The 22,320-nt window shown below is 47.0% G+C and carries 24 protein-coding genes; 12 read left to right on the forward strand and 12 right to left on the reverse strand.

Features of this window, described 5'->3' with window-relative positions:
- The first annotated feature begins 10 nt into the window (after nt 1-10).
- The 8 genes from JJ941_RS12275 to JJ941_RS12310 are packed head-to-tail and all read left to right on the forward strand — an operon-like array spanning nt 11 to nt 8,243.
- Nucleotides 11-913, forward strand: coding sequence for a complex I subunit 1 family protein (locus JJ941_RS12275; RefSeq protein ID WP_290965646.1), 903 nt, complete (start codon nt 11-13; stop codon nt 911-913).
- The gene (locus JJ941_RS12280; RefSeq protein WP_290965649.1) at nt 910-1,428 is read left to right on the forward strand and encodes an NADH-quinone oxidoreductase subunit J; all 519 of its coding nucleotides are present in this window, start codon (nt 910-912) and stop codon (nt 1,426-1,428) included. Before JJ941_RS12275 ends, JJ941_RS12280 begins: the two co-directional genes overlap by 4 nt.
- A 5-nt stretch (nt 1,429-1,433) precedes the next feature.
- Nucleotides 1,434-1,742 (forward strand): NADH-quinone oxidoreductase subunit NuoK, encoded by a 309-nt coding sequence (gene nuoK / locus JJ941_RS12285; RefSeq protein WP_290965652.1) that lies wholly within the window; start codon nt 1,434-1,436, stop codon nt 1,740-1,742.
- A 7-nt stretch (nt 1,743-1,749) separates the two neighbouring features.
- Nucleotides 1,750-3,636, forward strand: coding sequence for a proton-conducting transporter membrane subunit (locus tag JJ941_RS12290; RefSeq protein ID WP_290965654.1), 1,887 nt, complete (start codon nt 1,750-1,752; stop codon nt 3,634-3,636).
- A 3-nt stretch (nt 3,637-3,639) separates the two neighbouring features.
- The gene (locus JJ941_RS12295) at nt 3,640-5,118 is read left to right on the forward strand and encodes an NADH-quinone oxidoreductase subunit M (RefSeq protein WP_290965656.1); all 1,479 of its coding nucleotides are present in this window, start codon (nt 3,640-3,642) and stop codon (nt 5,116-5,118) included.
- Nucleotides 5,119-5,123: 5 nt separating this feature from the next.
- Nucleotides 5,124-6,485: an NADH-quinone oxidoreductase subunit N gene (locus JJ941_RS12300; RefSeq protein ID WP_290965659.1), complete on the forward strand. Its 1,362-nt coding sequence runs from the start codon at nt 5,124-5,126 to the stop codon at nt 6,483-6,485.
- A gap of 11 nt (nt 6,486-6,496) precedes the next feature.
- On the forward strand, nt 6,497-7,531 hold the full coding sequence (locus tag JJ941_RS12305) for a hypothetical protein (RefSeq protein ID WP_290965662.1): 1,035 nt from the start codon (nt 6,497-6,499) through the stop codon (nt 7,529-7,531).
- A 13-nt stretch (nt 7,532-7,544) separates the two neighbouring features.
- Nucleotides 7,545-8,243 carry a hypothetical protein gene (locus JJ941_RS12310; RefSeq protein WP_290965665.1) on the forward strand — a complete coding sequence of 233 codons (699 nt, stop codon included), beginning with the start codon at nt 7,545-7,547 and terminating at the stop codon, nt 8,241-8,243.
- Nucleotides 8,244-8,252: 9 nt separating this feature from the next.
- Here the strand turns inward: JJ941_RS12310 and JJ941_RS12315 are convergent, their stop codons facing one another.
- From JJ941_RS12315 to JJ941_RS12360, 10 genes are all read right to left on the reverse strand, one after another.
- Nucleotides 8,253-8,723, reverse strand: a complete 471-nt coding sequence (locus tag JJ941_RS12315; protein ID WP_290965668.1) for a rhodanese-like domain-containing protein — start codon at nt 8,721-8,723, stop codon at nt 8,253-8,255.
- A gap of 93 nt (nt 8,724-8,816) precedes the next feature.
- A complete protein-coding gene (locus tag JJ941_RS12320) occupies nt 8,817-9,107 on the reverse strand; it encodes a thioredoxin family protein (RefSeq protein WP_290965671.1) in 291 nt (96 codons plus the stop codon).
- Nucleotides 9,108-9,109: 2 nt separating this feature from the next.
- Nucleotides 9,110-9,358: a DUF2892 domain-containing protein gene (locus JJ941_RS12325; protein ID WP_290967791.1), complete on the reverse strand. Its 249-nt coding sequence runs from the start codon at nt 9,356-9,358 to the stop codon at nt 9,110-9,112.
- 47 nt (nt 9,359-9,405) lie between these two features.
- Nucleotides 9,406-9,723 carry a hypothetical protein gene (locus JJ941_RS12330; protein WP_290965677.1) on the reverse strand — a complete coding sequence of 106 codons (318 nt, stop codon included), beginning with the start codon at nt 9,721-9,723 and terminating at the stop codon, nt 9,406-9,408.
- Between the two features lie 28 nt (nt 9,724-9,751).
- Complete coding sequence (locus tag JJ941_RS12335) at nt 9,752-12,982, reverse strand: efflux RND transporter permease subunit (RefSeq protein ID WP_290965679.1); 3,231 nt, start codon at nt 12,980-12,982, stop codon at nt 9,752-9,754.
- A 23-nt stretch (nt 12,983-13,005) separates the two neighbouring features.
- Nucleotides 13,006-14,103, reverse strand: coding sequence for an efflux RND transporter periplasmic adaptor subunit (locus JJ941_RS12340; protein ID WP_290965681.1), 1,098 nt, complete (start codon nt 14,101-14,103; stop codon nt 13,006-13,008).
- Nucleotides 14,104-14,150: 47 nt separating this feature from the next.
- A complete protein-coding gene (locus JJ941_RS12345; protein WP_290965682.1) occupies nt 14,151-15,518 on the reverse strand; it encodes a TolC family protein in 1,368 nt (455 codons plus the stop codon).
- Between the two features lie 54 nt (nt 15,519-15,572).
- Nucleotides 15,573-15,806, reverse strand: coding sequence for an SHOCT domain-containing protein (locus JJ941_RS12350; RefSeq protein WP_290965686.1), 234 nt, complete (start codon nt 15,804-15,806; stop codon nt 15,573-15,575).
- Between the two features lie 72 nt (nt 15,807-15,878).
- Nucleotides 15,879-16,367 (reverse strand): hypothetical protein, encoded by a 489-nt coding sequence (locus tag JJ941_RS12355; RefSeq protein WP_290965689.1) that lies wholly within the window; start codon nt 16,365-16,367, stop codon nt 15,879-15,881.
- A 73-nt stretch (nt 16,368-16,440) separates the two neighbouring features.
- A complete protein-coding gene (locus JJ941_RS12360; RefSeq protein WP_290965693.1) occupies nt 16,441-16,827 on the reverse strand; it encodes a DUF302 domain-containing protein in 387 nt (128 codons plus the stop codon).
- 252 nt (nt 16,828-17,079) lie between these two features.
- Between JJ941_RS12360 and JJ941_RS12365 the strand changes: the two genes are divergently transcribed.
- The 3 genes from JJ941_RS12365 to JJ941_RS12375 all read left to right on the forward strand — a co-directional run bounded on the left by JJ941_RS12365 (nt 17,080) and on the right by JJ941_RS12375 (nt 19,162).
- On the forward strand, nt 17,080-17,868 hold the full coding sequence (locus JJ941_RS12365; protein WP_290965696.1) for a GntR family transcriptional regulator: 789 nt from the start codon (nt 17,080-17,082) through the stop codon (nt 17,866-17,868).
- Nucleotides 17,869-18,273: 405 nt separating this feature from the next.
- On the forward strand, nt 18,274-18,411 hold the full coding sequence (locus JJ941_RS12370; protein WP_290965699.1) for a hypothetical protein: 138 nt from the start codon (nt 18,274-18,276) through the stop codon (nt 18,409-18,411).
- A 112-nt stretch (nt 18,412-18,523) separates the two neighbouring features.
- The gene (locus JJ941_RS12375) at nt 18,524-19,162 is read left to right on the forward strand and encodes a class I SAM-dependent methyltransferase (protein WP_290965701.1); all 639 of its coding nucleotides are present in this window, start codon (nt 18,524-18,526) and stop codon (nt 19,160-19,162) included.
- Nucleotides 19,163-19,484: 322 nt separating this feature from the next.
- Here the strand turns inward: JJ941_RS12375 and JJ941_RS12380 are convergent, their stop codons facing one another.
- Nucleotides 19,485-20,933 (reverse strand): ATP-binding protein, encoded by a 1,449-nt coding sequence (locus JJ941_RS12380; protein WP_290965704.1) that lies wholly within the window; start codon nt 20,931-20,933, stop codon nt 19,485-19,487.
- Entirely contained in the window at nt 20,930-21,658 is a 729-nt protein-coding gene (locus tag JJ941_RS12385; protein WP_290965707.1) for a response regulator transcription factor, read from the reverse strand. The genes JJ941_RS12380 and JJ941_RS12385 overlap by 4 nt, the downstream gene beginning before the upstream one ends.
- 202 nt (nt 21,659-21,860) lie before the next feature.
- Here JJ941_RS12385 and JJ941_RS12390 point away from each other — a divergent pair, with 202 nt between their 5' ends.
- Nucleotides 21,861-22,295 carry a cytochrome c gene (locus tag JJ941_RS12390; RefSeq protein WP_290965710.1) on the forward strand — a complete coding sequence of 145 codons (435 nt, stop codon included), beginning with the start codon at nt 21,861-21,863 and terminating at the stop codon, nt 22,293-22,295.
- The last annotated feature ends 25 nt before the right edge of the window (nt 22,296-22,320 follow it).

Consider the following 22,320-nt stretch of genomic DNA (forward strand, 5'->3'; position numbering starts at 1 on the left):
GATAGTTGTTATGACGCCTTTTTTAAGCGGTTTTATGATTACCCTCCTTTTTGTGGGAGGAGTATATTTTGTAGCAGTACTGGAACGCTGCTCAATGACGGGAAACGTAAGCTGGAGCGGTCCGGCCCGGTCATTTTTGCTGCTGTTTGCCCAAGAGGAGATCAAAACCCGAAAGCACGACAAGGTGTTTTTTGAAACAGCTCCGATCCTTTTTATCGGAGTGATCTTGTTGACGATTTCCATCCTGCCGTTCAGCCGGGGAAGCGTGGTCATCGATCTGGGAACCGGCGCCCTCTTTATCAATGCGGCGCTGGTCTATATAATGGTGGCCCTGCTGATGGCCGGATGGGCTGTTAACGGCGTGTACGCCATGGTTGGCGGCTGGCGCGCGCTGGCACAGCTTATCGCCTACTCCATGCCGGTAGTAATGGCATTGACGGCCACGGTAATGCGGGCTGAATCAATGTTTCTGACAGACATCGTCGAATCCCAACAGTCTTTGTGGAATATTCTATATCAGCCGGTGGGTTTCATTTTGTTTTATATTTCGGCGCTGGCCATCGCTTTTCTTCCCCCTTTCGACCTTCCGGTAGCAGAAGGTGAGCTGGCAGGAGGGGTCTGGGCCGACCTTACCGGCGCCCGCAAGCTGTTGTTTCGTCTGGGCCGGCTTGCTTTGGTGTTAACTTTGTCGGTAGCAGTGGTTGTACTGTACCTGGGTGGATGGATGGGCCCCTGGCTGCCCGGTTTTGTCTGGACTTTTCTGAAAACCTTACTGGTAGCGGCCTCTTTTTTTGCTGTCGGTCATTTTATACCCCGCATCCGGCACGACCATCTGCTGGAATACAACTGGAAGTACGGGGTACCCTTAGCCCTTTATAACATATTTCAGGTAGGAGTAGTCTTGCTGTTATGATATCTGTACAACTCATATTACTTATTATTTTTGGCCTGGCGGCTATCTGGTTTGGATGGCGCGTTTTTATGACCAGCTCTATGGTGCGGTCAGCTCTCTCACTTCTGGCGTCCATGGTGGCCATCGGCATATTATTTCTCGTTATGGAAGCCGAATTTTTGGGTGTTCTGCAAATCATGATGATGGGAACCGAAATGAGTATCATGGCCATCTTTATGATGATGTACATGATGGATCCTGGCGGGCTGGGACAGATGGATATGTATCACCAGAAAAATATCTCCATAGCAGCGGGCGTAATTGTAACCGTATTGATAGTCGGTGCTGCTCTTACCACCGACTGGGGTACAATAGCTACTCAGTTTCCGGGGCCGCATGAGCAAAACCGGCTGCTGGGTATGGAAATTCTGAAGCGGTCGATGATGATCTTCGAAACCGCCGGGGTGACCATTCTTACCGGAATGATCGCCTCTATCGCAGTCGCTTTGTCAATTAAAAACAGCGTGGAGAAGTAAACACTATGGAGCTATTAATTACAGCACTTATTATTGCCGCCGTCCTTTTTGGTATAGGGCTCTACGGCGCCTTAAGTCAGACAAATTTGGTAATGATCATGATGGGAATTGAACTGATGCTGGGAGCAGCCATGATCAACCTGGTAGCTTTTTGGCGCTTTCTTCATCCCGACGCCTTCTCCTTGCAGATGTTTGTGCTGGTAGCCATGACTGTGATGGCTTTGGAAGGAGCCGTCGGCTTTGCCATTGCCACTCAGCGGTTCCGTACCTCGGGAACGGTTGAAATGGAAGAATCAGCAGAATTAAAAGGATAGTACCTATATGGCAGCAATATTACTTACCATATTAGCTCCACTGGCGGCAAGTGCCTGGATTATCGTAACCCGGAAAAAAATAGGGTATGCAGCCTTAACCGGGGCAGCAGGCTCTCTGGCCGGTTCGATACTGCTTTTTATGGCCGCTTTGAACGGCGCTGTTACTCAACTGCAATTTACCGGGCTTCCGGGAATGCCCTTTCGCCTCGAAGCCACAGAAATGGCGGCCGTACTTGCTCTGGTTGTCGCTGTGATTACCACCTTCATTTTAGTGTATGCCATCGGGTATATGAAAGAAGAAAAAGGAAAACTCCGTTTCTGGAGCGGCATAACGCTTTTTATGGGGGCCATGCAGTTGTTGGTGTTAGCCGGAGACTGGATCTTGTTTGTGATAGCCTGGGAGGTTATGGGCTTTGCCTCCTATTTGCTGATCGGCACCTGGTACTGGAAGAAAGAAGCTGGTGACGCCGCAAACAAAGCGTTTATTATGAACCGGGTGGCCGACCTCGGGCTCTATGTCGGGGTATTCGTGATCATTCTTGCCGGCGGGTCCAGCCAGATTTTAGCTGAACCCGTACAGGGCGTTTCTGTAGTGGGAACCCTGGCTCTGCTGCTGGCGGTAATGGGTAAATCGGCACAGGTTCCTTTCCAGAGCTGGCTTTCGGCAGCCATGGCGGGCCCAACACCTGTTTCGGCCCTGCTGCATTCGGCCACAATGGTGGCGGCAGGTATTATTCTGCTGCTTAAAGCCTTCCCTCTTTTCCCGCCGGACGCTCTTTTCTTGATCGGCTTAGTGGGAGGAATAACCATCCTGCTCGCCGGTGCAACTGCCATATTTTCCGAAGATATCAAACGTATGCTTGCCGCGTCCACCTCAAGTCAGCTTGGTTTTATGGCGCTGGCTATTGGCGCCGGGTATCCGGCCGCGGCCCTGGCCCACCTGATTGCCCACGCTTTCATGAAAAGCAGCTTGTTCCTGGGAGCCGGAATCTTTCAGCACGAAATGCATTCCACAAATTACGAAAAGCTCAAAGGCTCAGGAAAGAAACTGAAACTGGCTTTTTCAGGATTCGCCGTGTCCGGGCTGGCCCTGGCCGGGATCCCTCCATTAATCGGCTTTTGGTCGAAGGATGCCATCCTGACGGCAGGCCTGCAGGCCGACCCGGCCTCATGGTACTTTTCCGCTGTGCTGATTGGAGCTTTTTTTACTGCTATCTATATGGGCCGCGCATTCGGAATTTTATGGAAAGGACACAGCGAACCGGAAGAAAAGCCAAAGAAACTGCCTTGGATGCATCTCGGATTTCTAACCCTGGTAACGGCTGTTATTGCAGGCTGGTTGTTTCTGGATCCTTTGGTTGAAACGTCAGGTTTTTCCATTCCAAAAGACAACATTGCCATGATAAGCGGGCTTGGAGCTGCTTTTCTTGGTTTGGCAGCAGGCTGGTTTGCCACCGCTCCCATCTTTAAAACCCAGGTGTGGATGTTTTTCCGGGATAACTATCCCGTAGCAGGCGGCTACACCAATGTTATCGTGCAACCGTTTCAGATGCTGGCAACCGGCGCAAACCTGATCGAACAATTTCTGCTTCAATCTGTCTTTGAGATTGGCAAGGCGTTTTTAATGTTGGCGCGCTGGCTGGCCAATGTGCCGGACCGTGCGATGGCTTTTGTGATCGACCAAATCGGGACATTCAATCTGAACATCGGCCAATGGTCCCAAATAACGGACGATCGCGGCATTGTGGAGTGGATTGCCGGCTTGGTGGCATCCATCCAGCGACTGGGCCAATACGGGCGGAACATTCAATCGGGACTGGTTCACCGCGAACTAGCATGGTCGGTGTACGGTATGATCTTAGCTTTAATTATTTTATCACTAACCTATCTGTAAATCATGGATTTTTCATCATTACCATTGCTCTCAATCACTACATTCTTGCCGGTTATAGGGGCACTTGTCATTATGGTACTCCGCCCCAAACAAACCAAAACCGCCTATGGTATTGGGATAGCCTTCGCGTCACTCACCCTGTTGGCTGCTATTATGATCTGGATACAGGGTATAGGCAGCGGTTTGTCACAAGTTGAAGAACTCAGCTGGATACCATCCTTAGGCATAGCTTACCGGTTGGGAGTGGACGGCATTAGCTTTCCCCTGGTGCTGTTGACGGCATTTTTGTTCCTGACCTCGCTGATTTTTTCTGCAAAGATCAAGGATAGCGCCAATATCTTTATTCAACTGGTTCTGATGCTGGAGACCGCCTGTCTTGGGGTATTCCTTTCGCTTGACCTCTTTCTTTTTTACGTGTTTTTTGAAATCACTCTTGTTGGCATGTATTTTATCATAGCCAAATGGGGGCACGAACATCGCAAAAAGGCGGCTTTAACTTTCTTTATCTATACCCTGGTAGGCAGTTTGTTTCTGCTGCTGGCGTTTTTGGCGCTGTATCTTTTTTCCGATGCCAATACGTTTGACATACAACAGTTGATAACAAATCCCACCATAACCGGACTTGCAGCTACGCTTACGTTCTGGGGATTATTTATCGCTTTTGCTATTAAAACACCGCTTTTCCCATTCCATACATGGCTTCCTTTGGCTCACACGGAAGCACCTGCTGCCGGAAGTGCCATCCTGGCGGGGGTGTTGCTGAAACTGGGCACCTATGGTTTTATTCGCTTTCCATTGCAAATGACGCCTGATGCATTTCGTGAATTTGCACCTTACGTCATCGTTATTGCCGTCTTTACAGCGCTGTACGGGGCTTTCGTAGCCCTGGCCCAAACCGATATCAAGCGGATGGTGGCCTACACCAGTGTAAACCACATGGGGTATCTGATATTTGGTGTGGCCATAGCAGCCGTCACCACTACCACATCCGGCATGATTGCCCTGGACGGAGCGGTACTTCAAATGATAAGCCACGGTGTGGTTACAGGGGTGCTTTTCCTGCTGGTAGGAGCTCTTCAGGATCGCACTGGTACGCGGGAAATGAACGAAATGAGCGGGCTGCTAAAAGCCTACCCGATTTTAAGCGGACTTTTTATGCTCGCGGCCTTTGCTTCTCTGGGACTGCCCGGGCTGGCTCATTTCCCTGCCGAGTTTCAAATCTTTTTAGGCGGCTTTGATGTGTATCCAGTCGCCGTCGGGATCATCATTATCGGACTACCGGTTACTACAGCCTTGTACCTGCGGGCTATTCAAAAAGTATTTTTAGGTACCCTGCCGGAAGGATTTAGCGGACTTAAAGATTTGGGAAGCCGGGAGCTGTGGGCTATTGTTCCTTTGATATTAGCTACCATACTGATTGGAGTATATCCCGATTCCCTGCTCTCGATGATTCATGCTACAACTAATTTCTTCGGACTGTAATAACGATGGCCACTGATTTACTGAATATTTCACCACAGCTTATTGTTTTATCCACCACGGTTATCGTGTTATGCCTGGAAATGGCCCGATTACCCCGGGCTGCACTATGGGCTTTGGTGGTTGGCATGCTCACAGCCACCGGTGTTGCCGTAGATATGCTGGGGACAGACACAACAGCTTTTTCCACTACCTTCCGTGTTGACGCACTCAGCTTGTGGGCCGTCATCATTCTGGGGCCGGCAACCATCCTTTTTGCTTTGCTGGGCCGATCGGAGCTGAAAGATTCGGCCCGCGAAGGCACCATATACAGCCTGATGGGCTTTTCAGCCTTGGGAGCCATGATTTTGGCGGGCAGCGGAGATCTCATGTTCATTGTACTGGGCCTGCTTATTAGTACTCTTGCCGGTATGGCCATGGCAGCTCACCCAAGGAACGACCCTTCCAGCGAAGGAGCGATGAAGTACTTTATTTACGGATCAGTAGCCGGAGCCATCATGCTTTTCGGGCTAACCTTCTGGGCGGGCCTTGCCGGAACGACGCTGATTTCCGGGATTAACAATCCTGACTTATCCTCTTATGCCGTTATGTTCGGCTTTATTACCCTGGTAATTGGAATCGGCTATGCGGCTTCCCTGTTTCCCGTCCATTTCTGGACGCCCGACACTTTCGAGGGCGCACCCGTCTCCATAGCCGCCTACCTGTCGGTAGTTCCCAAGATAGGGGCCCTGTTTGCACTCGCGCAGGTGGTTCGTGATCTTCCGGTTTCCCTTGTTGACTGGCCGTTGATCCTGGCCGTGCTGGCCGCGCTGTCCATGACCTTTGGCAATGTGGTAGCGCTGTGGCAGGACAATGTGATCCGGCTGCTGGCCTACTCCACTATTGCACAGTCAGGGTATTATCTGTTGGGAGTAATCGGAGTGGGACAAAGTACGCTTGCGATCGATTCAATGGTGGTTTTTGGGGTAGCATACCTGCTTATGAACGCAGGCGCTTTTGCCATTACTTTGGGCGAAGGCACCCGGCTGGACGATTTTAAAGGCATGGGAAAACGCCGGCCCTGGCAGGCGGTGGGTATGACCATTTTCCTGCTCTCCCTGGTAGGGATGCCGCCCCTGGCCGGCTTTGCCGGCAAATTTCTACTGTTTGGGGCAGCCATAGAATCCGGATATAGCTGGCTGGCGGTTGTTGCCATCCTGAACAGCGCAATTTCTCTTGCAGTTTATATGCGGATTGTGGTACCCATGTTTTTTCAGGAAGCCGAAGATGGGCAAATCAGAACTTACGCTCCGGGAACATCCTTCGTATGGATAAGCACACTTGCCTTAACGATAGCTGCGGGAATTGGCGTGCAGTGGTTTCTGGGTTAAATAAATAAAGTATGCATACATTTTATCTTATTTTAGGTATCACCATACTCGTCGTAATTGCTTACGACTTTTTCTATACCACGCTTTCCTTCAACGGGGCAGGATACCTGTCCCTGTTGACGAGCCGGTTCCTATCTGCTCTTTTCCTTTTTTTGAACAGGTATATCCCCCGGCGAAACGCGTTGCGCTACTCCGGGGTAACGCATATCCTTTTTCTTCTTGGAATGTGGATCGGGCTTTTATGGATCGGATTTTTCCTGCTGCTCGTCAGCGATCCCCGCTCGGTAGTAGAAGCAGGCACAGGATCTGCCGCAAGCGTTCTTACCAAGCTGTATGTAAGCGGATATACCCTTTCCACCCTGGGAGTAGGTGACTATATACCGGGTTCCGAAGGGTGGCAGATTATAATGGCCGCCTTTTCATTTGCCGGCTTTATTTTCATAACTACCGCCATGACTTATCTGATGAGCCTGACCACGGCGGTGATCCACAAAAGAAATCTCAGCCTTTTTATAGCAAACATGGGAGATACACCTGAAGAAATTCTCATCAATCTGTATTCTTGTGAAGAAGAGCATTTCATAATGTTGCCAGATTTTTCAATCAAGCTCAGGGAGATGATCAATAAACATAACCAGAATCACTATGCCCACCCGGCTGTGCATTATTTCTACAGTACGGCAAGGGATGAATCACTATCCATCAATTTGGTAAATGTAGATGAAGCAATAACAATTTTGATTCATTATGTTGAACCAAACAGATGGCGGGAACAGGATATTGCACCGCTCAGAGACGCGATTACCAAATTTTTGGACACAGCACGCCGTCATTACCATCAAATGCCGGAAGAAATCGATAGGTTTCCGCTGGATATTGAATACCTAAAATCCAGGAATGTTCCATTAAAAGAGCATCAAGCCATGTCTTCAAATAGTTATGAAATGAATGAACGCAGAAGTTCATTGCATGGATTGTTACGTAGTAATGGTTGGAGCTGGAATGAAGTTTACCAAAAGCAATCGAACAAAAACAATTTTAAATAAGCACCTATTCCTCATGCGCATCATTACTTATTTCCTAAGCATTATCCTTTTGGCGGTTTTGCTTCCGGTCCACCTCCTTCAGGCCCAACAATCTGAAGAAATGCTATTGTTTGAAATTGACGGCAACCGATACAAAAAATGCAATTATAGTAAAGAGGGAGAGTTGGAGTCATACCAAAATCTAATAGTTGGCTCTATTCAAGAAAACACCAATACCTACCGCTTGCCTGTTGAACTTTATTCCTATAATGCTGACGGTGAACTTCAGGACAGTACCAAAACTCTTTATACCTGTCGGCCGGACGAACAACAAGTGCTTTTGAATGTTTTCCCGTTTACCGACTATGGCAAGGGCAGTGAAATTAAAGTCAATTTGTTAGATTCGAAAACATTCTACCCGATTTCTCCCGAGCCCGGCTGGGAGATGAAACCTATTGAATTTGCTTTGAATATCGACAAGGGTTTGGTTGGATTTTTGGGCGGAAAAAGCAAAATTACCATCTACGAACGGCGTGTGGTATCCAACGATACCCTGCAGACCGAGCAGTATCAAATTAACTCGGGAGTAGATATTGGTGTGTATGTAATGGGCATTAAGGTGAAAGGATTTGGGTACCGTGTTATTGAAATCATTGACAAGGACCGGGGAATTATCTGGCAAAAATTTACCAGTGAAGACGATGACAGCTATTTTGTGATCCGGTTGATTTGACCCGAATCGTCATTCCCCGTTTTCGGTAACTGGCAGTCCCAGGGTGATCCAGTCGTGCATGCCGCCGCGGTAATACCATATTTTTTCGGCGGGATACCCTGCCTCAAGCAGCATATTGATCGCCTTTTGCGACTGCGGGCACTGCGGCCCGTTGCAGAAGAAAACAGTCGGCTTTGACCGGTCCAGCTCATCCATACGGTCCACGATATCTGAAAGGGGAATGGCAGATGTTCCGGGGATACCCACTCCATGACGCGTACCGGGAGCCCGTACGTCAACCACCGGTAGTCCCTTTTCAAGATGCTCGATTATCTCACATTCACCGATGGTTTGTACTCCTTCGGCGGCCTGAATCGGTTGAATTTCTCCCCACGTAACATCTACTGTTACCAGTCCCTTAGTATCTGGAATATACCGGGGAATCATTTGCATTTTTTCTCTTTGTGTGATACGCTCCAGGAACTGTTCTCCTTTGTCCATTCTATTTTATCTATATTTTGGGAATTGATTTTTAAATATTTCTTCCACTACTTGCTGAGAATTCTATTGGGCTGAATGCTCCTTTATGTGTCATTACTCAAAGCTGTCTTTGGGAGGCAGATTTTTTTTACCCTGGTCGAATAGTTTCAGAGAAAAAAGCATTTTAAGTTCTTGCTTAGTGGGAAGAGATTGTTCGCCCTCGCCTCGAAATACAACTTCTCCTTCAACGATCATGTTTGGTGAAGAACGTATTTTGAAACGGGCAGCCAGTTCAGGATGTTCTTCAACATACTTTACTGTATAAGGTATATCCATTTTCTTCAATCTCATTTCTAATTGAGGGCGATGATTGCAGTCTTTGGTTGCTAAAAGAAGTACTTTCATTTTTAAAGCTTTTGTGTTTGATGTTCAAGTTCTGATTTAGAATTTCCTTCCGTTGTACAGGGCACGCCAATACCGAATTTTTTCAATATCTCTTCGGCAAGGCACCATTTGGTAAATGCCGACTGAAACAGGTTCAATCCCACAAACAGGGTAAACAGATACCAGTAGGGACTAACAAAGTAGCCCAGTATCAGGCTGATGGTTACAAAACTTCCTGCGACAGCTCGTATAATGCGTTCCATTTTTCTCATAATATTAAGTATTTGTTTAAATTTTTGGATTAGTTTTTCATTCTACGTCAAACGGATTTTTCTACGTTCAATTGGTATGCATGAAGCGGATTTGTCTGTTGTTCAGTGTTCAACCGGTTATAGTGATCCACTTCCGAAAGAATCGTATCGACTGATTCCTCATTCTGAAAGGCAAAAAACAGGTGAGAATATACCATGGTGTCTACATTGGCAAACCAGTTAGTAAGATCCGCTGTCTTTTTCCCGTTGTCGCAACGGCATCCTTGTATCTCTGTTTCGCTGTAAATAGGAATGCGTTGATTAACCAGAATTCGCCGTACTTCATCCGCATATTCTTCGATACTCAAAATAATTAGTAGTTTCATTGGTCTGAGGTTTAAGATTAATTTTAAACTATGTTTCCGTGTTGCTGTCTTTCAGCTGATGGGCTTTCTTTTCCACCATGTAATAAATTAGCGGAACCATCAGCAGTGTAAGGGCCGTTGAAGCTATTGCTCCGCCCATCAGAGAAATCGCCAATCCCTGGAAAATCGGATCGAACAGTATCACAAACGCTCCAATTACGACGGTACCGGCTGTCAACAGAATGGGCATGCTGCGCACAGCCCCGGCTTCAATAACCGCCTGTTTCATTGTTTCTCCTTCATTAAGCCGTATTTCGATAAAGTCAATTAACAGCACGGAGTTACGCACCATAATACCTGCCAGGGCAATCATACCGATCATCGAGGTTGCTGTAAAGAAAGCACCCAGCACCCAGTGCCCGATGAGAATACCTACCAGCGAGAGCGGAATGGCGATCATCATAATAATGGGTACTTTGAAATCCTGGAACCAGCCAATAATGAGCATGTAAATAATCACCAGTACAACGGCGAAAGCGATCCCGAGGTCACGAAATACCTCGTAGGTAATCTGCCATTCTCCGTCCCACTTCAGCGTATAATCCTCCTGCATGAAGGGCTGTCCGGCAAAAATCTGATCCAGGCTGTAACCGGCGGGCATATCAATGGCATCAATCTTTTCGCCGGTATCCAGGATGGCATAGACCGGGCTCTCGATAGCCCCGGCTACTTCGGCCGTTACATATAACACCCGGCGCTGGTTTTTGCGATAAATACTGGACTCCAACGTATCTTCGGTCACCGTTACTAAATCTGTTACCGGAATCATAGCGCCTGAAGCCGACTGCATATAAAGGCGGCTTAACTGCTCAATCCCGGAGCGCTCGTTTTCAGGCAGCTTTAAAACAATAGGGATATCATTGATCTCATCTTCGCTGTACAGGCGTGAAACAGGCTGGCCGCTCAGCGCCATCCTGACCGTCTGCACCACCTGCCGGGATGAAATGCCGGAAAGCATCGCTTTTTCGGTATCCACATCCATTTTATATTTGGTCTGGGGCGCTTCCTTCATCCAGTCCACATCAACGATGCCCTCCATTTCCCCGAAGATATTTTTCACTTTACGCCCCACCCTCTGGCGCTGTTCTTCATCCGGGCCATATATTTCGGTAACCAGCGTGGATAGTACAGGCGGGCCCGGCGGCACTTCCACCACTTTAATATTGGCGTTGTATTTGTCGCCCACCTTTTGCACAATGGGGCGGATGCGCTTGGCAATAGCGTGGCTTTGATCGCTGCGCTCTCCTTTATCCACCATGTTCACTTGTATATCCGCCACGTTCGCACCTTCACGAAGGCCATAGCTCCGGACTAACCCGTTAAAGTTTATAGGGGCGTTGGTACCGGCATAAATTTGATAATCAAGAATTTCCGGTATTTCTTTTAAACTTAGTCCCACTTCCCGTGCCACGGCATTGGTCCGCTCCAGGGTGGTTCCTTCCGGCATATCGATGATGAGCTGTACCTCGTTTTTATTGTCAAAAGGCAGCATTTTTACTTCCACCATACGAAATACGAAGAGCAGGATTGAGGCGAAAAGCAAAGCGGTTACGCCTCCGATAAACACCCAACGCTTGGTTACGCTTTCCAGCAGCGGTTTCATAATGCGCGAGTACCATTTATAGATACGGGTATCTTCAAGCCGGTACTCCTTGTCGGCACCGCTCTCGTCTTTTTCAGGCTTCACGTGGGGCAGCAGCATGTAAGCCAGCCAGGGAGTAATAATCAGTGCTACAATCAGAGAAAAGATCATAGCCAGCGATGCGCCAATGGGCATAGGGCTCATATACGGCCCCATCAAACCCGATACAAAAGCCATCGGCAGTACCGCCGAAATGACGGTGAAGGTAGCGAGGATGGTCGGGTTTCCTACCTCGTTAATCGCCGCAATCGCCGCCTGCTTTAACGGAAGTTTACGCATCTTAAAGTGTCTGTGCATATTTTCAGCTATAATAATGGAGTCGTCCACTACAATACCGGTTACAAATATCAGCGCAAATAGGGTGATTCGGTTCAGGGTATAGCCGAATATATAGTAGAGAAACAGGGTGAGTGCGAAGGTTACCGGTACTGATAAAAAGACCACCAGGCCTCCCCGCCATCCCATGGCCAGCGCTACAACTATGGTAACGGCAAGTATGGCGGCCAGCAGGTGTTCCAGCAGAGAAAGCACTTTCGAGGCAGCAGTCTCTCCATAGTTACGCGTAGTCGTTACAGTAATCTCAGCCGGAATAAGGCTGCCATCCAGCATATCCACTTTTTCCTGAACTTTTTCGGCAATAAACATGGCATCCGAACCCGGGCGCTTGGCTATTGAAAGCGTTACTGCGGGATAGGATTCTCCAATATTCATTCTGGATTTCTCCGCTTTGGCATTTCCCACCCCGTAGGAAACATATTCGGCTGGTTCTTCAGGCCCGTCGGTTACCTGGGCAATACTCTTCAGGTAAATCGGGTCGCCGCCCTGTACATCTACGACAAGGTTGCGCACTTCGTCGGCATTGCGAAAGAAACTGCCGGTTTCTACCAGATACTGCGTGTCATTTTTATTGAATGAACCCGAGGAAAGCTCCTGATTGGCCGCCTGTATCTGTGCCGCTACCTTCATTGGGTCGATACCATAGGAAGCCATTTTATTTTTGTCGAGGGAGACCTCAACCTGGCGTGTCCGCCCGCCGTGGATTTCGGCCTGGGCTACATTCTCGATTTGTTTGATCTCCAGCGCCAGCTCATCAGCCACCCGGCGGATCTCAAAATCGCTGTACGATTTGCTCCAGAGCGTCAGCGTCATAATGGGTACATCGTCAATGGAGCGTGTTTTGACCATCGGCGGGGTGGCTCCCTCCGGCATTTGGTCTATATTTTTCATCAGCTCGTTATACAAGCGTACCAAGCTGCGCTCCACATCTTCGCCTACATAGAAGCGGGCCGAGACCATGGCCTGGTCGGGCATGGAGGTAGAATAGACATATTCCACCCCTTCTATGTTGGAGAGCACTTTCTCAAGCGGTATAGAGATTCTTTTTTCTATTTCACTCGGAGAAGCCCCGGGGTAACCGATAAAGATATCAGCCATCGGTACATCAATTTGCGGCTCCTCCTCGCGGGGTGTTAAATAGGTTCCATAGAAGCCCAGCCCCAAAAAGAGCACCATTAACAGCGGTGTCAGCTTCGAGTTAATGAATGCATTTGCAATTTTTCCTGCTATTCCGGTTTTCATAATATCTGTTTCGTTCTGTGCGGTTACTGTATGTTTACTTTTTGTCCTTCACGAAGCGGGGCCTCAAAAGACGATACATATTGTTCGCCCGGCGCCAGGCCTGATAATATTACAACCTGTTGCCCGCTTGTATCCCCGAGACGAACCCAGCGCAGCAGTACTTCTGAATCATCAGTAAGTGTGTACAAGCCGGTAAGCTGCCCCCGTTCTATAATGGCAGTTTTGGGAACCATCAATAAAGAATCGGAGGTGGAGGTGAGGCCGGCTTCGGCAAACATCCCGGATTTAAGGCCGTGATTCCTGCTCAACTCCGGCAGCCTTACTTCTACCATAAACTGGCGGCTTGCCCGGCTTCCGGAAGGATTTATAGCGGATACTACACCGGCAAGCTGCTGCCGGCCGGCTGCTTTAACATCCACCAACACCGTATCATCAAGGCTAAACCGGGAAATTTCTGTTTCCGGCACTGTTACTACCACTTTCATTCCCGTTTGCTGTTCAAAGGAAATGAGCGGCTGCCCGGGGCCTGCCAGGTCGCCTTGCGAAACCAGCTTGGCTACCACATAGCCGTCAAAGGGGGCTTCCAGCACTGTATAATCTAACAGATCATTTATTTCCAGAAGTTTACCCTGGAGTGCTTTTACATTCGCTTGTGCCGCCTCGTATTGAGTGCTGATATCATCGAATTCCTTTTGGGTGGCACTCCCTTTTTCATGCAGGGCCTTCAGGCGCTTGTAGTTGGTTTCGGTATTCTGCAGGGCTGAACGGGCCTGTGCCAGGTTCGCCTCCACCTGGTTTTTCTGTGCCTGCAGGTTATCGTCTTTAATTCGCAGCAGTACATCTCCCTTCCGGGCAAAATCACCGGCTTCCACATCCAGCTGGGTAATCGTTCCCATCACCTTGGAACTGAGATTTACCGTATGTTCGCTTTTAACGGTTCCTGAAAAACGGTTCGATACATCCATTTGACTGCGCTTCGCCGTTTCAACGGCCACCGTAACAGGGTTTTCAGTTTCCTGAGGGCTTTCTTCCGGTGAACTGCACGCATAGGCTGAAAAAGAAAGCACTACAGCCACCGCCAATAGTTTCCCGGTTGTCGAAAATAATTTATTACTTCTCATAGTAGTACTCGTTTTGGTATTCATTTTATCTGAAAAAAAATTCATGGTTAGTTGGGCAGCTCCTGTTCAAACAGCAGTTCAAGGGTTGCCATACTTATATTGTGTTGATACACGGCGTTGAGTCGCTGAAGCTGAGCTTGTGAATAGCGCGCCTCCGCACTGAGTAAATCAGAAGTTTTTTCCATGCCCTGTTCATATCGGTCGGACCGGATGCGGAGATCTTCAGCGGCCTGTTCTACAGAAGCCTCGGCAAAGGCAAACTGTTTTTGAGCCTGTTTGACAGAGCGGCGGGCCTGCTTGATTTCCATCCGGGTTTTTTGAGATTGGCTTTGATAGGCTACTTTGGCTTTTTTCAGCTCTGCCTGTGACTGCATCACTTTGCCCACCTTACTGAAGCCGCTGAACAGCTCCCATTTCAGAGTGGCACCGAGCATGTAATTTTCTCCCTGGGTACCCAAAAGAACATCGTCATTGAATTCATAGCTGCCAAACAGGTTTATACTGGGTACAAAGCTTAATTTTGAAGAACTTACCATCTTCTCGGCAGCTTTTACCCGGTACTGCAGAGCCTGCAATGTTGAATTTGAAACATCGGGATTAGCAGGTAATGAGCCAAGAGATGCTGTAGCCATATTCAGGCTGTCCGTTGGTTGAATAACAACCTCTTCGTTCATCCCCAGCAGGAAACGTAAATTTTCCTGAACCGATTGCCGCTGATTTTCTGCCTCAGATTGCCGGCTCTCCAGATCCCGGACCCGCACGGCTGCCGCAAGATAGTCAGCTTTACTGACCATGCCCTGTTCGTAAAAGTCCCGCGCCTGCCTTTCGTTCTCACGTGCAGCCTTCAGCGACGTATTGATAACAGAAAGCCGTTCTTCGGTGAGCAGCAGTTGGTAATAGGTCTCTTTAACCTGAAACCGGGCATAGCTTTGTGTGCCCTCCAGTTGCTCTTTTGCAGCATTGAGCTGGTTTTTAACCGCACTGCGCCGTAAGAACTGATCGGGATTAAACAGAGGCTGCTGAACCTGCAGTTTTGTATTAAAATTTTCATAGGGATCAGGGTTATTCAGAATATCCGGGTTGAAATCCGCTGCTGTAACAGCCTCCTGCTTCAATTTAAAGCCGAAAACACTCAATGGATCATTGGTGCTGATACCGGTCTCTTCCAGTGAAATCCGGGGCAAAAAGGCAGCGTTGGTCTGCCGGTATTGCGACCGTGTAATTTCGATGTCAGACTCAGCCATGAGTACCTGGAAGTTCTCTTTTTCTGCAATTCGCAGCACATCTTCCAGGCTCATTTTGTTTATGCTTTGTCTGTTGTCCTTGTTTTGAGCCTTAAGAGGGCGAATGGCCACCGTCAGCATCAGGGATACAAATAGGGCTGTCAGCCCGGCTATGGATAGAGGATTCTTCATGGGTTTTATTCAGTTTATAAATTCTGTTTACTCAGATAGGTATAGTTCGTTTTATTAACGCATCAGATCCTTTTTTTTCTCTTCGTACTCTTCTTTGCCGATTTCACCCCGGGCATATCGTTCTTCCAGGATGTCTAAGGCGCTCTTGTTTAGCCTGTTATTGCCGTTGCCGGGCCAGCCGCCGGTTGATATGGCGGCCCATTTCACCAGTACCACAATTACGGCGATTATCAATATCCACCAGAAAATCATCATCCAACCACCTCCGAATCCGTTAAACCAATGCATAATAATTGCTCCATTATTTTAGGATTAGGAACTGACCGGGGTACTAGCCCCGGAAAAATTCCTAATTATATTCTACTTGTGATGTTGTTCGTGATTTCCATTTCCAGACCCCTTATCGTCCTTATCCATCATGCCTTTTTGATCCATCATATCGCCCTGCATCATCATCTGCATGCACATCATATTCATCTTCATCATGGATGAATCGCTCTTCATGTCCATCATTTTAGACTGATCCATATTGCCGTCCATCATAGACTGCATCATCTCCATGTGTTTTTGCATGCGCTGTTTCATTTCAGGATTATTCTTCATGTTTTTCATCATGGCTGATTGACCCATGCCTACAGATCCCACCATTTTTTGCATCATCTGCTTGCGCATTTCGGGGTTTTGTGCCATTTGCTCCATCATCATAGACCGCATGGTCGAATCCTGCATCATTTCCATCATTTGTTGTTTCTTTTGGCTCATGTCAGCTTTTTTCTGCTGTGCAAAGCCGGAGCTTGCAATCAGCATCAAAGAGAACATAAGTACAAAAACTACTGTTAAACGTTTCATAATAGTCACCATTTGTTTTGTGTTGGTTTGAAATTAAAATGTATTCGGGTACTTCAAATAAAAAATGCTGTGCTTATAGTTTGCCGATCACTTTTTTCAGGTTGGCGCGCACCTGCTCGGCTATCGGCTGCAGGTTGTCATTGTCAACGGCCTGCATAGACGCCACCGGGTCCACAGCCGAAACTTCTACCGTGCCGTCTTCATGCTCTTCCACAATCACATTGCACGGCAGCATTACGCCAATCTTATCTTCCGCCTGCAGCGCCTGGTGGGCAAAGTGAGGGTTACAAGCCCCTAATATTTTGTACTTTTTAAAATCCACGTCCAGTTTCTTTTTCAGCGTTTCTTTGACGTCGATTTCCGTCAGCACGCCAAACCCCTCATCTTTAAGGAGTTCCGTTACATCGGCTATGGCCTGTTCGTACGACCGGTTTGTTGTTTTCGAAGTGAAGTATTTCATAATATTTGATCCTTTTTGATTTCCTGGTTCTAAAATACGTTAAATATTCCTACATGTCAATACAAGTTGTTACGACTTGTAATATACAATCTAAAACCTTAAATAAACCTTAAATTTTTACTGTTATTTCAGATTACTTGCTTTTTCAGCCATATAACCCAAAAATCAAGCTTGTAAATACAGGTATGGCTTTTTAGCATCCTATTATATATATTAGCAGCAAATCGAATTAGTTTTGAAATGGAAAGGTTTATGGAATTACAAGACGGCATACCATTACACAAGCAAATCAGCGACTGGCTGAGCAAACAGATTCAGGATGGCAAACTGAAGAAAAATGAAAAACTGCCCTCCGAAAACGAGCTGAGTGATACCTTTGAGGTTAGCCGCGTAACGGTCAGGCGGGCTTTGCAGACATTGGAAAATGAGCAGCTTATTTATCGCTGCCAGGGGCTGGGGTCGTTTGTCAGCGACCATCGTGCCCATCAGTCGTTCGCACAACTAAAAGATTTTAACGAAGAGCTGGCCGGCTCGGGTTTACAAGCTTCCTCTGAAGTGATAGCTCTGGGACAGGAAAAGGTCAGTGAAGAGATCGCTTCCATCCTGAATGTTAAAGAAGGCGCTATTGTAGTTAAACTTGAACGTGTCAGGCTGGGTAACGGGCAGCCTATCGCTTACGATATTACCTGGCTGCCCGTATTTTATGGACAGCTTATTGAAGGAATTGACCTGGAAGAGACAACCATATTCAAGGTCTTGGAAAATGAATTTGAAATACCGGTGGATAAAGGCTGCTATCGTCTGGAGGCAACAGTGGCTGATGAAAACCTTGCTTCCCATCTTTCTGTAGAAGAACATACGCCGTTGCTCCTGATCAACAGAATATCCTATACCATTGGCGATAAACCGATCTATTATCAGAAACGATATTACCGGAATGACAAAATTGTGTTTGAGGTACGTACCCAAAGAGGCGGCCCAAATCAGAAGGGGACTGAGAATGTACCGGTCAATGAATTTACCGCCCACATAAACGCATAACAGGCGTCATTCTCCTTGTTAAGGAGAAGGCAGATGAGGCCGGGAATACTCCCGGACTCAATGAATAGCTAAGCCGGAGCCTGCCTGTTCAGGAAATGAGTCTGATTTATCCAACCCATCTGCCACCGCCAGCTACCCTCGCATGGCAGCCACCCATGCTCCGCCAAAGGCAAGATCCTTAGGTGCCTCAGGATGACGCCTTTTTTAAGTTTCGCTGCTCGATTCTACCCGTCATCAGAGGGTACTCCCGAAGAATTTTTGCCAATTAATGCTTAGGATGGTTGTTAAAGCTATTGAAATTTTAGCAGCAAAAATCTGGCTAAAGATAATTTCCGCTGCACCGTCACAGAGAAGTATTTTCTCCCAGGCATTCAGGATCAGGATTACCAGAACAAGGAATTTACAATGGCCTGTTTTTCCCGGTATATTTCCAGTACCTGTGTAATTCCCAAAGAAGATAAGGTAATTCACAAAAAAGAAGGCATAGCTGATTACAGTTCCAGGCTGTATGAAAACCGGCTTATTGAGCAGTCAAAAAGATGAATACGACTGCTCTGTAGAATAAAAATTAATAAGCATACCGAATTTACGTTATTTTATATACACTCAATTTTATATACACTCCAAACTCTGAATTCAGGCAAGAAAAAATCTCATGAAACACGATTCCGGGCAAACCGAGCATACCAAAAAGCGATATAACACCACTTCGGCAGTGTACAACATTATGGAATGGCCGGTAGAACAACTGTGGTATAAAACATGGCGCAAAAAATTATGGAGTAAAGTCAACGGCCCCCGGGTACTTGAAATCGGCGTAGGTACGGGGAAAAACATCCCCTGGTATCCGGATGATATTGAGATAACAGGAATTGATCTTTCTTCCGGCATGCTTAAGCGGGCGAAAAAGGTATGGGCAGAAGCGGGGAACGATCGGGTAAGCCTGCGGGAGATGGATGCCCAGCAGATGGATTTCGCGGAAAATACCTTCGATGAAGTCGCAGCAACCTTTGTGTTTTGTTCGGTGCCCGATCCCGTACTTGGATTAAAGGAAGCCCTTCGCGTTACAAAGCCGGGTGGCAAACTTTACCTGCTGGAGCACATGCTGTCGAAAAATACAGGCTTTGCTTCCGTTATGAAGAAGCTTGATTCTCAAATCCATTACCTGAGTGGAGTTCATATTGCCCGAAAGACCGTAAAAAATGTAGAGAAAGCCGGCTGGGAGATGGAACAGGTGCAGGAATTAACATCCAACGGGATCTTTCGGTTGATTGAAGCTGTGAAACGTCCTTGAGCAAGTTTTGCCTATCCACTCCTGCGGCACCCAAGTTCTGTCTTTTACGCGGCAGGGAGGGGGAGGGTTTTAGCCTGCCTGTCAAAGAAATGTATGGCGGACAGGCCGTTACTGCAAAGGCAGGGGTAGATTCGAATTGGTACAAGTAAGCCCACTTCGCCAAGGTTTTATTGAGACATAAAAGAGGTAACATAAGCGAGAATTCAGAATAAGTCTGACACATTCTTACTCCTGAATTCTCAATTAAATCACCGGCCCGCACATTTCGTCGCTGCGAACTTGAGCGAAAAACCTCCATTCAGCTTCAGGAGGAATCAAAGCTCTACGTCAGGTTTGAATCAGGGCGGGGTTCCTCAACCAACGGCAGCTCCACAACAAACGTACTACCTTTGCCGGGTCCGTCACTGTATGCACGGATTTTACCTCCATATAATTCTATGATTGCTTTTACCAGTGGAAGGCCCAGGCCGCTTCCGGGCTGATCCTGTACTTCCTGCTGCGTAGCACGGTAAAATCGCTCAAACAGACGGTCTTTGGTGTCACCATCAAACCCGACACCGGTATCACTGAGGTGAAGTACGGCTTTATTGCTGGATCGTTTAAGCTCCAGATTTATGGAGCCTCCTTCTGGTGTATATTTCAAGGCATTTTCCAGCAGGTTGTTGATAACCTCCTCGATATATGCTGCATGTGCCCGGACATCCAGATTAGGATCAATCTGCGGGTGAACATCTATATTCTTCTCTTGGGCATCTTTCCGGTGTTTTCCTAAGACCACTTCCGTAATGCGACTAAAATTAACGGTATCCGGCTTTGCTCGGTGGACCGACTCCACCCTCGAAAGTTGAAGGAGCAAGTGTACCATTTCACTCATTCGTCTCACTTCCACCAGCATTCGCTCAATCGTTTCCCGGTACTCTTCGATTGATCTGGGTTTTCTAAGCATGATTTCGGCCTCACTTTGCAGGGAGGAGAGGGGAGTCATTAGCTCGTGAGAGGCATCAGAAGAAAATCTTTTTTCCCGTTCAAAACCTTGCTGAAGTCGATTGAGCATTATATTAAAGGTTTCTGCCAGGTCAGTAAGCTCGTCCCGGACCTGATAATTTACAGGTATGCGCTTATCCAGATCAGTGGCTGTAATGGATTTTGCTGCGTCGATGATGGAGGCTACAGGGGTCAGCGCTTTTTTTGACAGCCAGTATCCCCCGAGTATAGAAAAAGCAACACTTATCGCTATGAGAAAAAACAAATACTGCCTGAACCTGGTTAATTCTTCATGAAGGGTCCATTCAAAACCAGTGAGTTCGAGCCAGCCGCTCAGGCTTCCGTTGTTATCTTTTATTGGATAGTAAAGTGTACGAGCAGGCAAAGTCTGCCACTCACTGCTGAAAGATTTTTCCTGTGTTCCATCGGGTATCTGGCGTTTAAGCGGATCTTCAACACCAGAGAAGTTTGGGCTATTAAATACAAGGTTCCCCTTTTGATCGTATAATCGAACATACGTACCATACTCCACACCGCCTCTAAGTGCTTCATTCCTGCTGTACCCTGTCAAATCAATGGAAAGTGAATCTTCAGCTTGAATATATGGAAGCAGCTGTTCGGCCTCAAACAGCAGGTGACGATCATAATTATGGTGGATGGACTGGTGAAAGCTTTCGTACAAAAAATATCCAAACAAACTAAGCATCAAAAACAAACTTAATCCATACCATAAAGCCAGCTTTTTTGATATGGAAAGCTCATTATAAAAAGTAAAGGAGGGCTTCATGAATCCTTGTGATCTTTAAATAAGTCAAAGTTAAATCGGTAGCCTGCTCCCCGTATGGTCTCTATAATCTGATCATTTTTTCCAAGCTTAAAGTCATCAAGATCCTCAAAAGTATCGCTCAGTTTTTGGCGCAGGGTTGATATGGTAGCCTCTATTGTGTTATCGGATACATAGTAGGCCGATCCCCAGACCCTCTCTGCAATCTGGGTTTTTGAGAATACGGTACCCAAATGGGTCATTAACAACTCAAGCAAAACAAACTCTTTTTGTCTCAAAGTCAGAGACATTCCTCCGACCGTTACATTATGTTTTCGTGCGTCAACTTCAATGGGCCCAATTTTAACTATTTCGGTATTTGAAATATCGGCAGACCGTCGGGATAATGCTCTAATTCGGGCCAGTAATTCATCAAAAGAAAAGGGCTTGCCCATATAATCATCGGCTCCGGCATCCAAGCCAGATACTTTATGGTCAAGATCGCCCAGCGCTGTGAGCATTAACACCGGGAAGTTCCTGTTTTCTTTGCGCCAGTGTTCCAAAATCTCTTTTCCGTCTCGATGAGGCAGTCTCCAGTCTAAAACCACCATATCGTAATCATTAACCAACCCTTGCAGTTCTGCCTCCTCGCCGTCGTGCTGTACTTCTACTACGTATCCTTCTTCCTCCAAGCCTCTTTTTAGTGAGTTTGCAAGCTGCTTTTCGTCTTCTACCAATAGTATCCACATAACTATAAATTACATTAATGCTTTTTCGAAAGATAGAAATAAAGATTGGAAAACCATTATATAGTGATTCTCACCCCAGGCTGACGAATTTAAAGGCAGATTTAAGGTTAATTTAAGGTTCGGAGGCTAAATTAATTTGATGTTGAACTTTACTTAAAATCTCATTCATTACTGTTTTAATGAATACTTAAAAATCCAAGCTATGATAAAAAATACATATAACTTAAGAATAGTAACTTTCTCACTATTTCTTTTGGGCTTTAGTTTATTGGCAAGTCCACAAATTATTTTGGCTCAAGATAGTTCATGGGTAGCTCCGGAAGAAGCGCAAAAATTGGAAAATACACTGGAAAAATCCGAACGGGTGCTCAAAGCCGGTAAACAGATCTTTGCCCAGCTTTGCTCGGTTTGTCATGGCAAAGCCGGAGCAGGGGATGGTGTAACTGCTGCAGCACTAAACCCGAAACCGGCAGATTTGACTTCGGAAGCCATTCAAGAGCAAACCGATGGTGAAATTTATTGGAAAATGTGGGAAGGACGACCGCCTATGCCCGGCTTTAAAAAACAACTTTCGGAACAGCAGGCTTGGGCGGTAGTACACTACATCCGTTCTTTAAACACCGATACCGATAATTAATTCAATCCAAAATTTAAACAAAGAA

The sequence above is a fragment of the Gracilimonas sp. genome (assembly GCF_017641085.1).
Taxonomy (GTDB): domain Bacteria; phylum Bacteroidota; class Rhodothermia; order Balneolales; family Balneolaceae; genus Gracilimonas.

Coding starts and splice junctions, on each gene's coding strand:
- JJ941_RS12275 (WP_290965646.1), top strand. CDS start 11: ATGACGCCTTTTTTAAGCGGTTTTATGATTACCCTCCTTTTTGTGGGA.
- JJ941_RS12280 (WP_290965649.1), top strand. CDS start 910: ATGATATCTGTACAACTCATATTACTTATTATTTTTGGCCTGGCGGCT.
- nuoK (WP_290965652.1), top strand. CDS start 1,434: ATGGAGCTATTAATTACAGCACTTATTATTGCCGCCGTCCTTTTTGGT.
- JJ941_RS12290 (WP_290965654.1), top strand. CDS start 1,750: ATGGCAGCAATATTACTTACCATATTAGCTCCACTGGCGGCAAGTGCC.
- JJ941_RS12295 (WP_290965656.1), top strand. CDS start 3,640: ATGGATTTTTCATCATTACCATTGCTCTCAATCACTACATTCTTGCCG.
- JJ941_RS12300 (WP_290965659.1), top strand. CDS start 5,124: ATGGCCACTGATTTACTGAATATTTCACCACAGCTTATTGTTTTATCC.
- JJ941_RS12305 (WP_290965662.1), top strand. CDS start 6,497: ATGCATACATTTTATCTTATTTTAGGTATCACCATACTCGTCGTAATT.
- JJ941_RS12310 (WP_290965665.1), top strand. CDS start 7,545: ATGCGCATCATTACTTATTTCCTAAGCATTATCCTTTTGGCGGTTTTG.
- JJ941_RS12315 (WP_290965668.1), bottom strand. CDS start 8,723: ATGGACAAAGGAGAACAGTTCCTGGAGCGTATCACACAAAGAGAAAAA.
- JJ941_RS12320 (WP_290965671.1), bottom strand. CDS start 9,107: ATGAAAGTACTTCTTTTAGCAACCAAAGACTGCAATCATCGCCCTCAA.
- JJ941_RS12325 (WP_290967791.1), bottom strand. CDS start 9,358: ATGAGAAAAATGGAACGCATTATACGAGCTGTCGCAGGAAGTTTTGTA.
- JJ941_RS12330 (WP_290965677.1), bottom strand. CDS start 9,723: ATGAAACTACTAATTATTTTGAGTATCGAAGAATATGCGGATGAAGTA.
- JJ941_RS12335 (WP_290965679.1), bottom strand. CDS start 12,982: ATGAAAACCGGAATAGCAGGAAAAATTGCAAATGCATTCATTAACTCG.
- JJ941_RS12340 (WP_290965681.1), bottom strand. CDS start 14,103: ATGAGAAGTAATAAATTATTTTCGACAACCGGGAAACTATTGGCGGTG.
- JJ941_RS12345 (WP_290965682.1), bottom strand. CDS start 15,518: ATGAAGAATCCTCTATCCATAGCCGGGCTGACAGCCCTATTTGTATCC.
- JJ941_RS12350 (WP_290965686.1), bottom strand. CDS start 15,806: ATGCATTGGTTTAACGGATTCGGAGGTGGTTGGATGATGATTTTCTGG.
- JJ941_RS12355 (WP_290965689.1), bottom strand. CDS start 16,367: ATGAAACGTTTAACAGTAGTTTTTGTACTTATGTTCTCTTTGATGCTG.
- JJ941_RS12360 (WP_290965693.1), bottom strand. CDS start 16,827: ATGAAATACTTCACTTCGAAAACAACAAACCGGTCGTACGAACAGGCC.
- JJ941_RS12365 (WP_290965696.1), top strand. CDS start 17,080: ATGGAATTACAAGACGGCATACCATTACACAAGCAAATCAGCGACTGG.
- JJ941_RS12370 (WP_290965699.1), top strand. CDS start 18,274: ATGGCCTGTTTTTCCCGGTATATTTCCAGTACCTGTGTAATTCCCAAA.
- JJ941_RS12375 (WP_290965701.1), top strand. CDS start 18,524: ATGAAACACGATTCCGGGCAAACCGAGCATACCAAAAAGCGATATAAC.
- JJ941_RS12380 (WP_290965704.1), bottom strand. CDS start 20,933: ATGAAGCCCTCCTTTACTTTTTATAATGAGCTTTCCATATCAAAAAAG.
- JJ941_RS12385 (WP_290965707.1), bottom strand. CDS start 21,658: ATGTGGATACTATTGGTAGAAGACGAAAAGCAGCTTGCAAACTCACTA.
- JJ941_RS12390 (WP_290965710.1), top strand. CDS start 21,861: ATGATAAAAAATACATATAACTTAAGAATAGTAACTTTCTCACTATTT.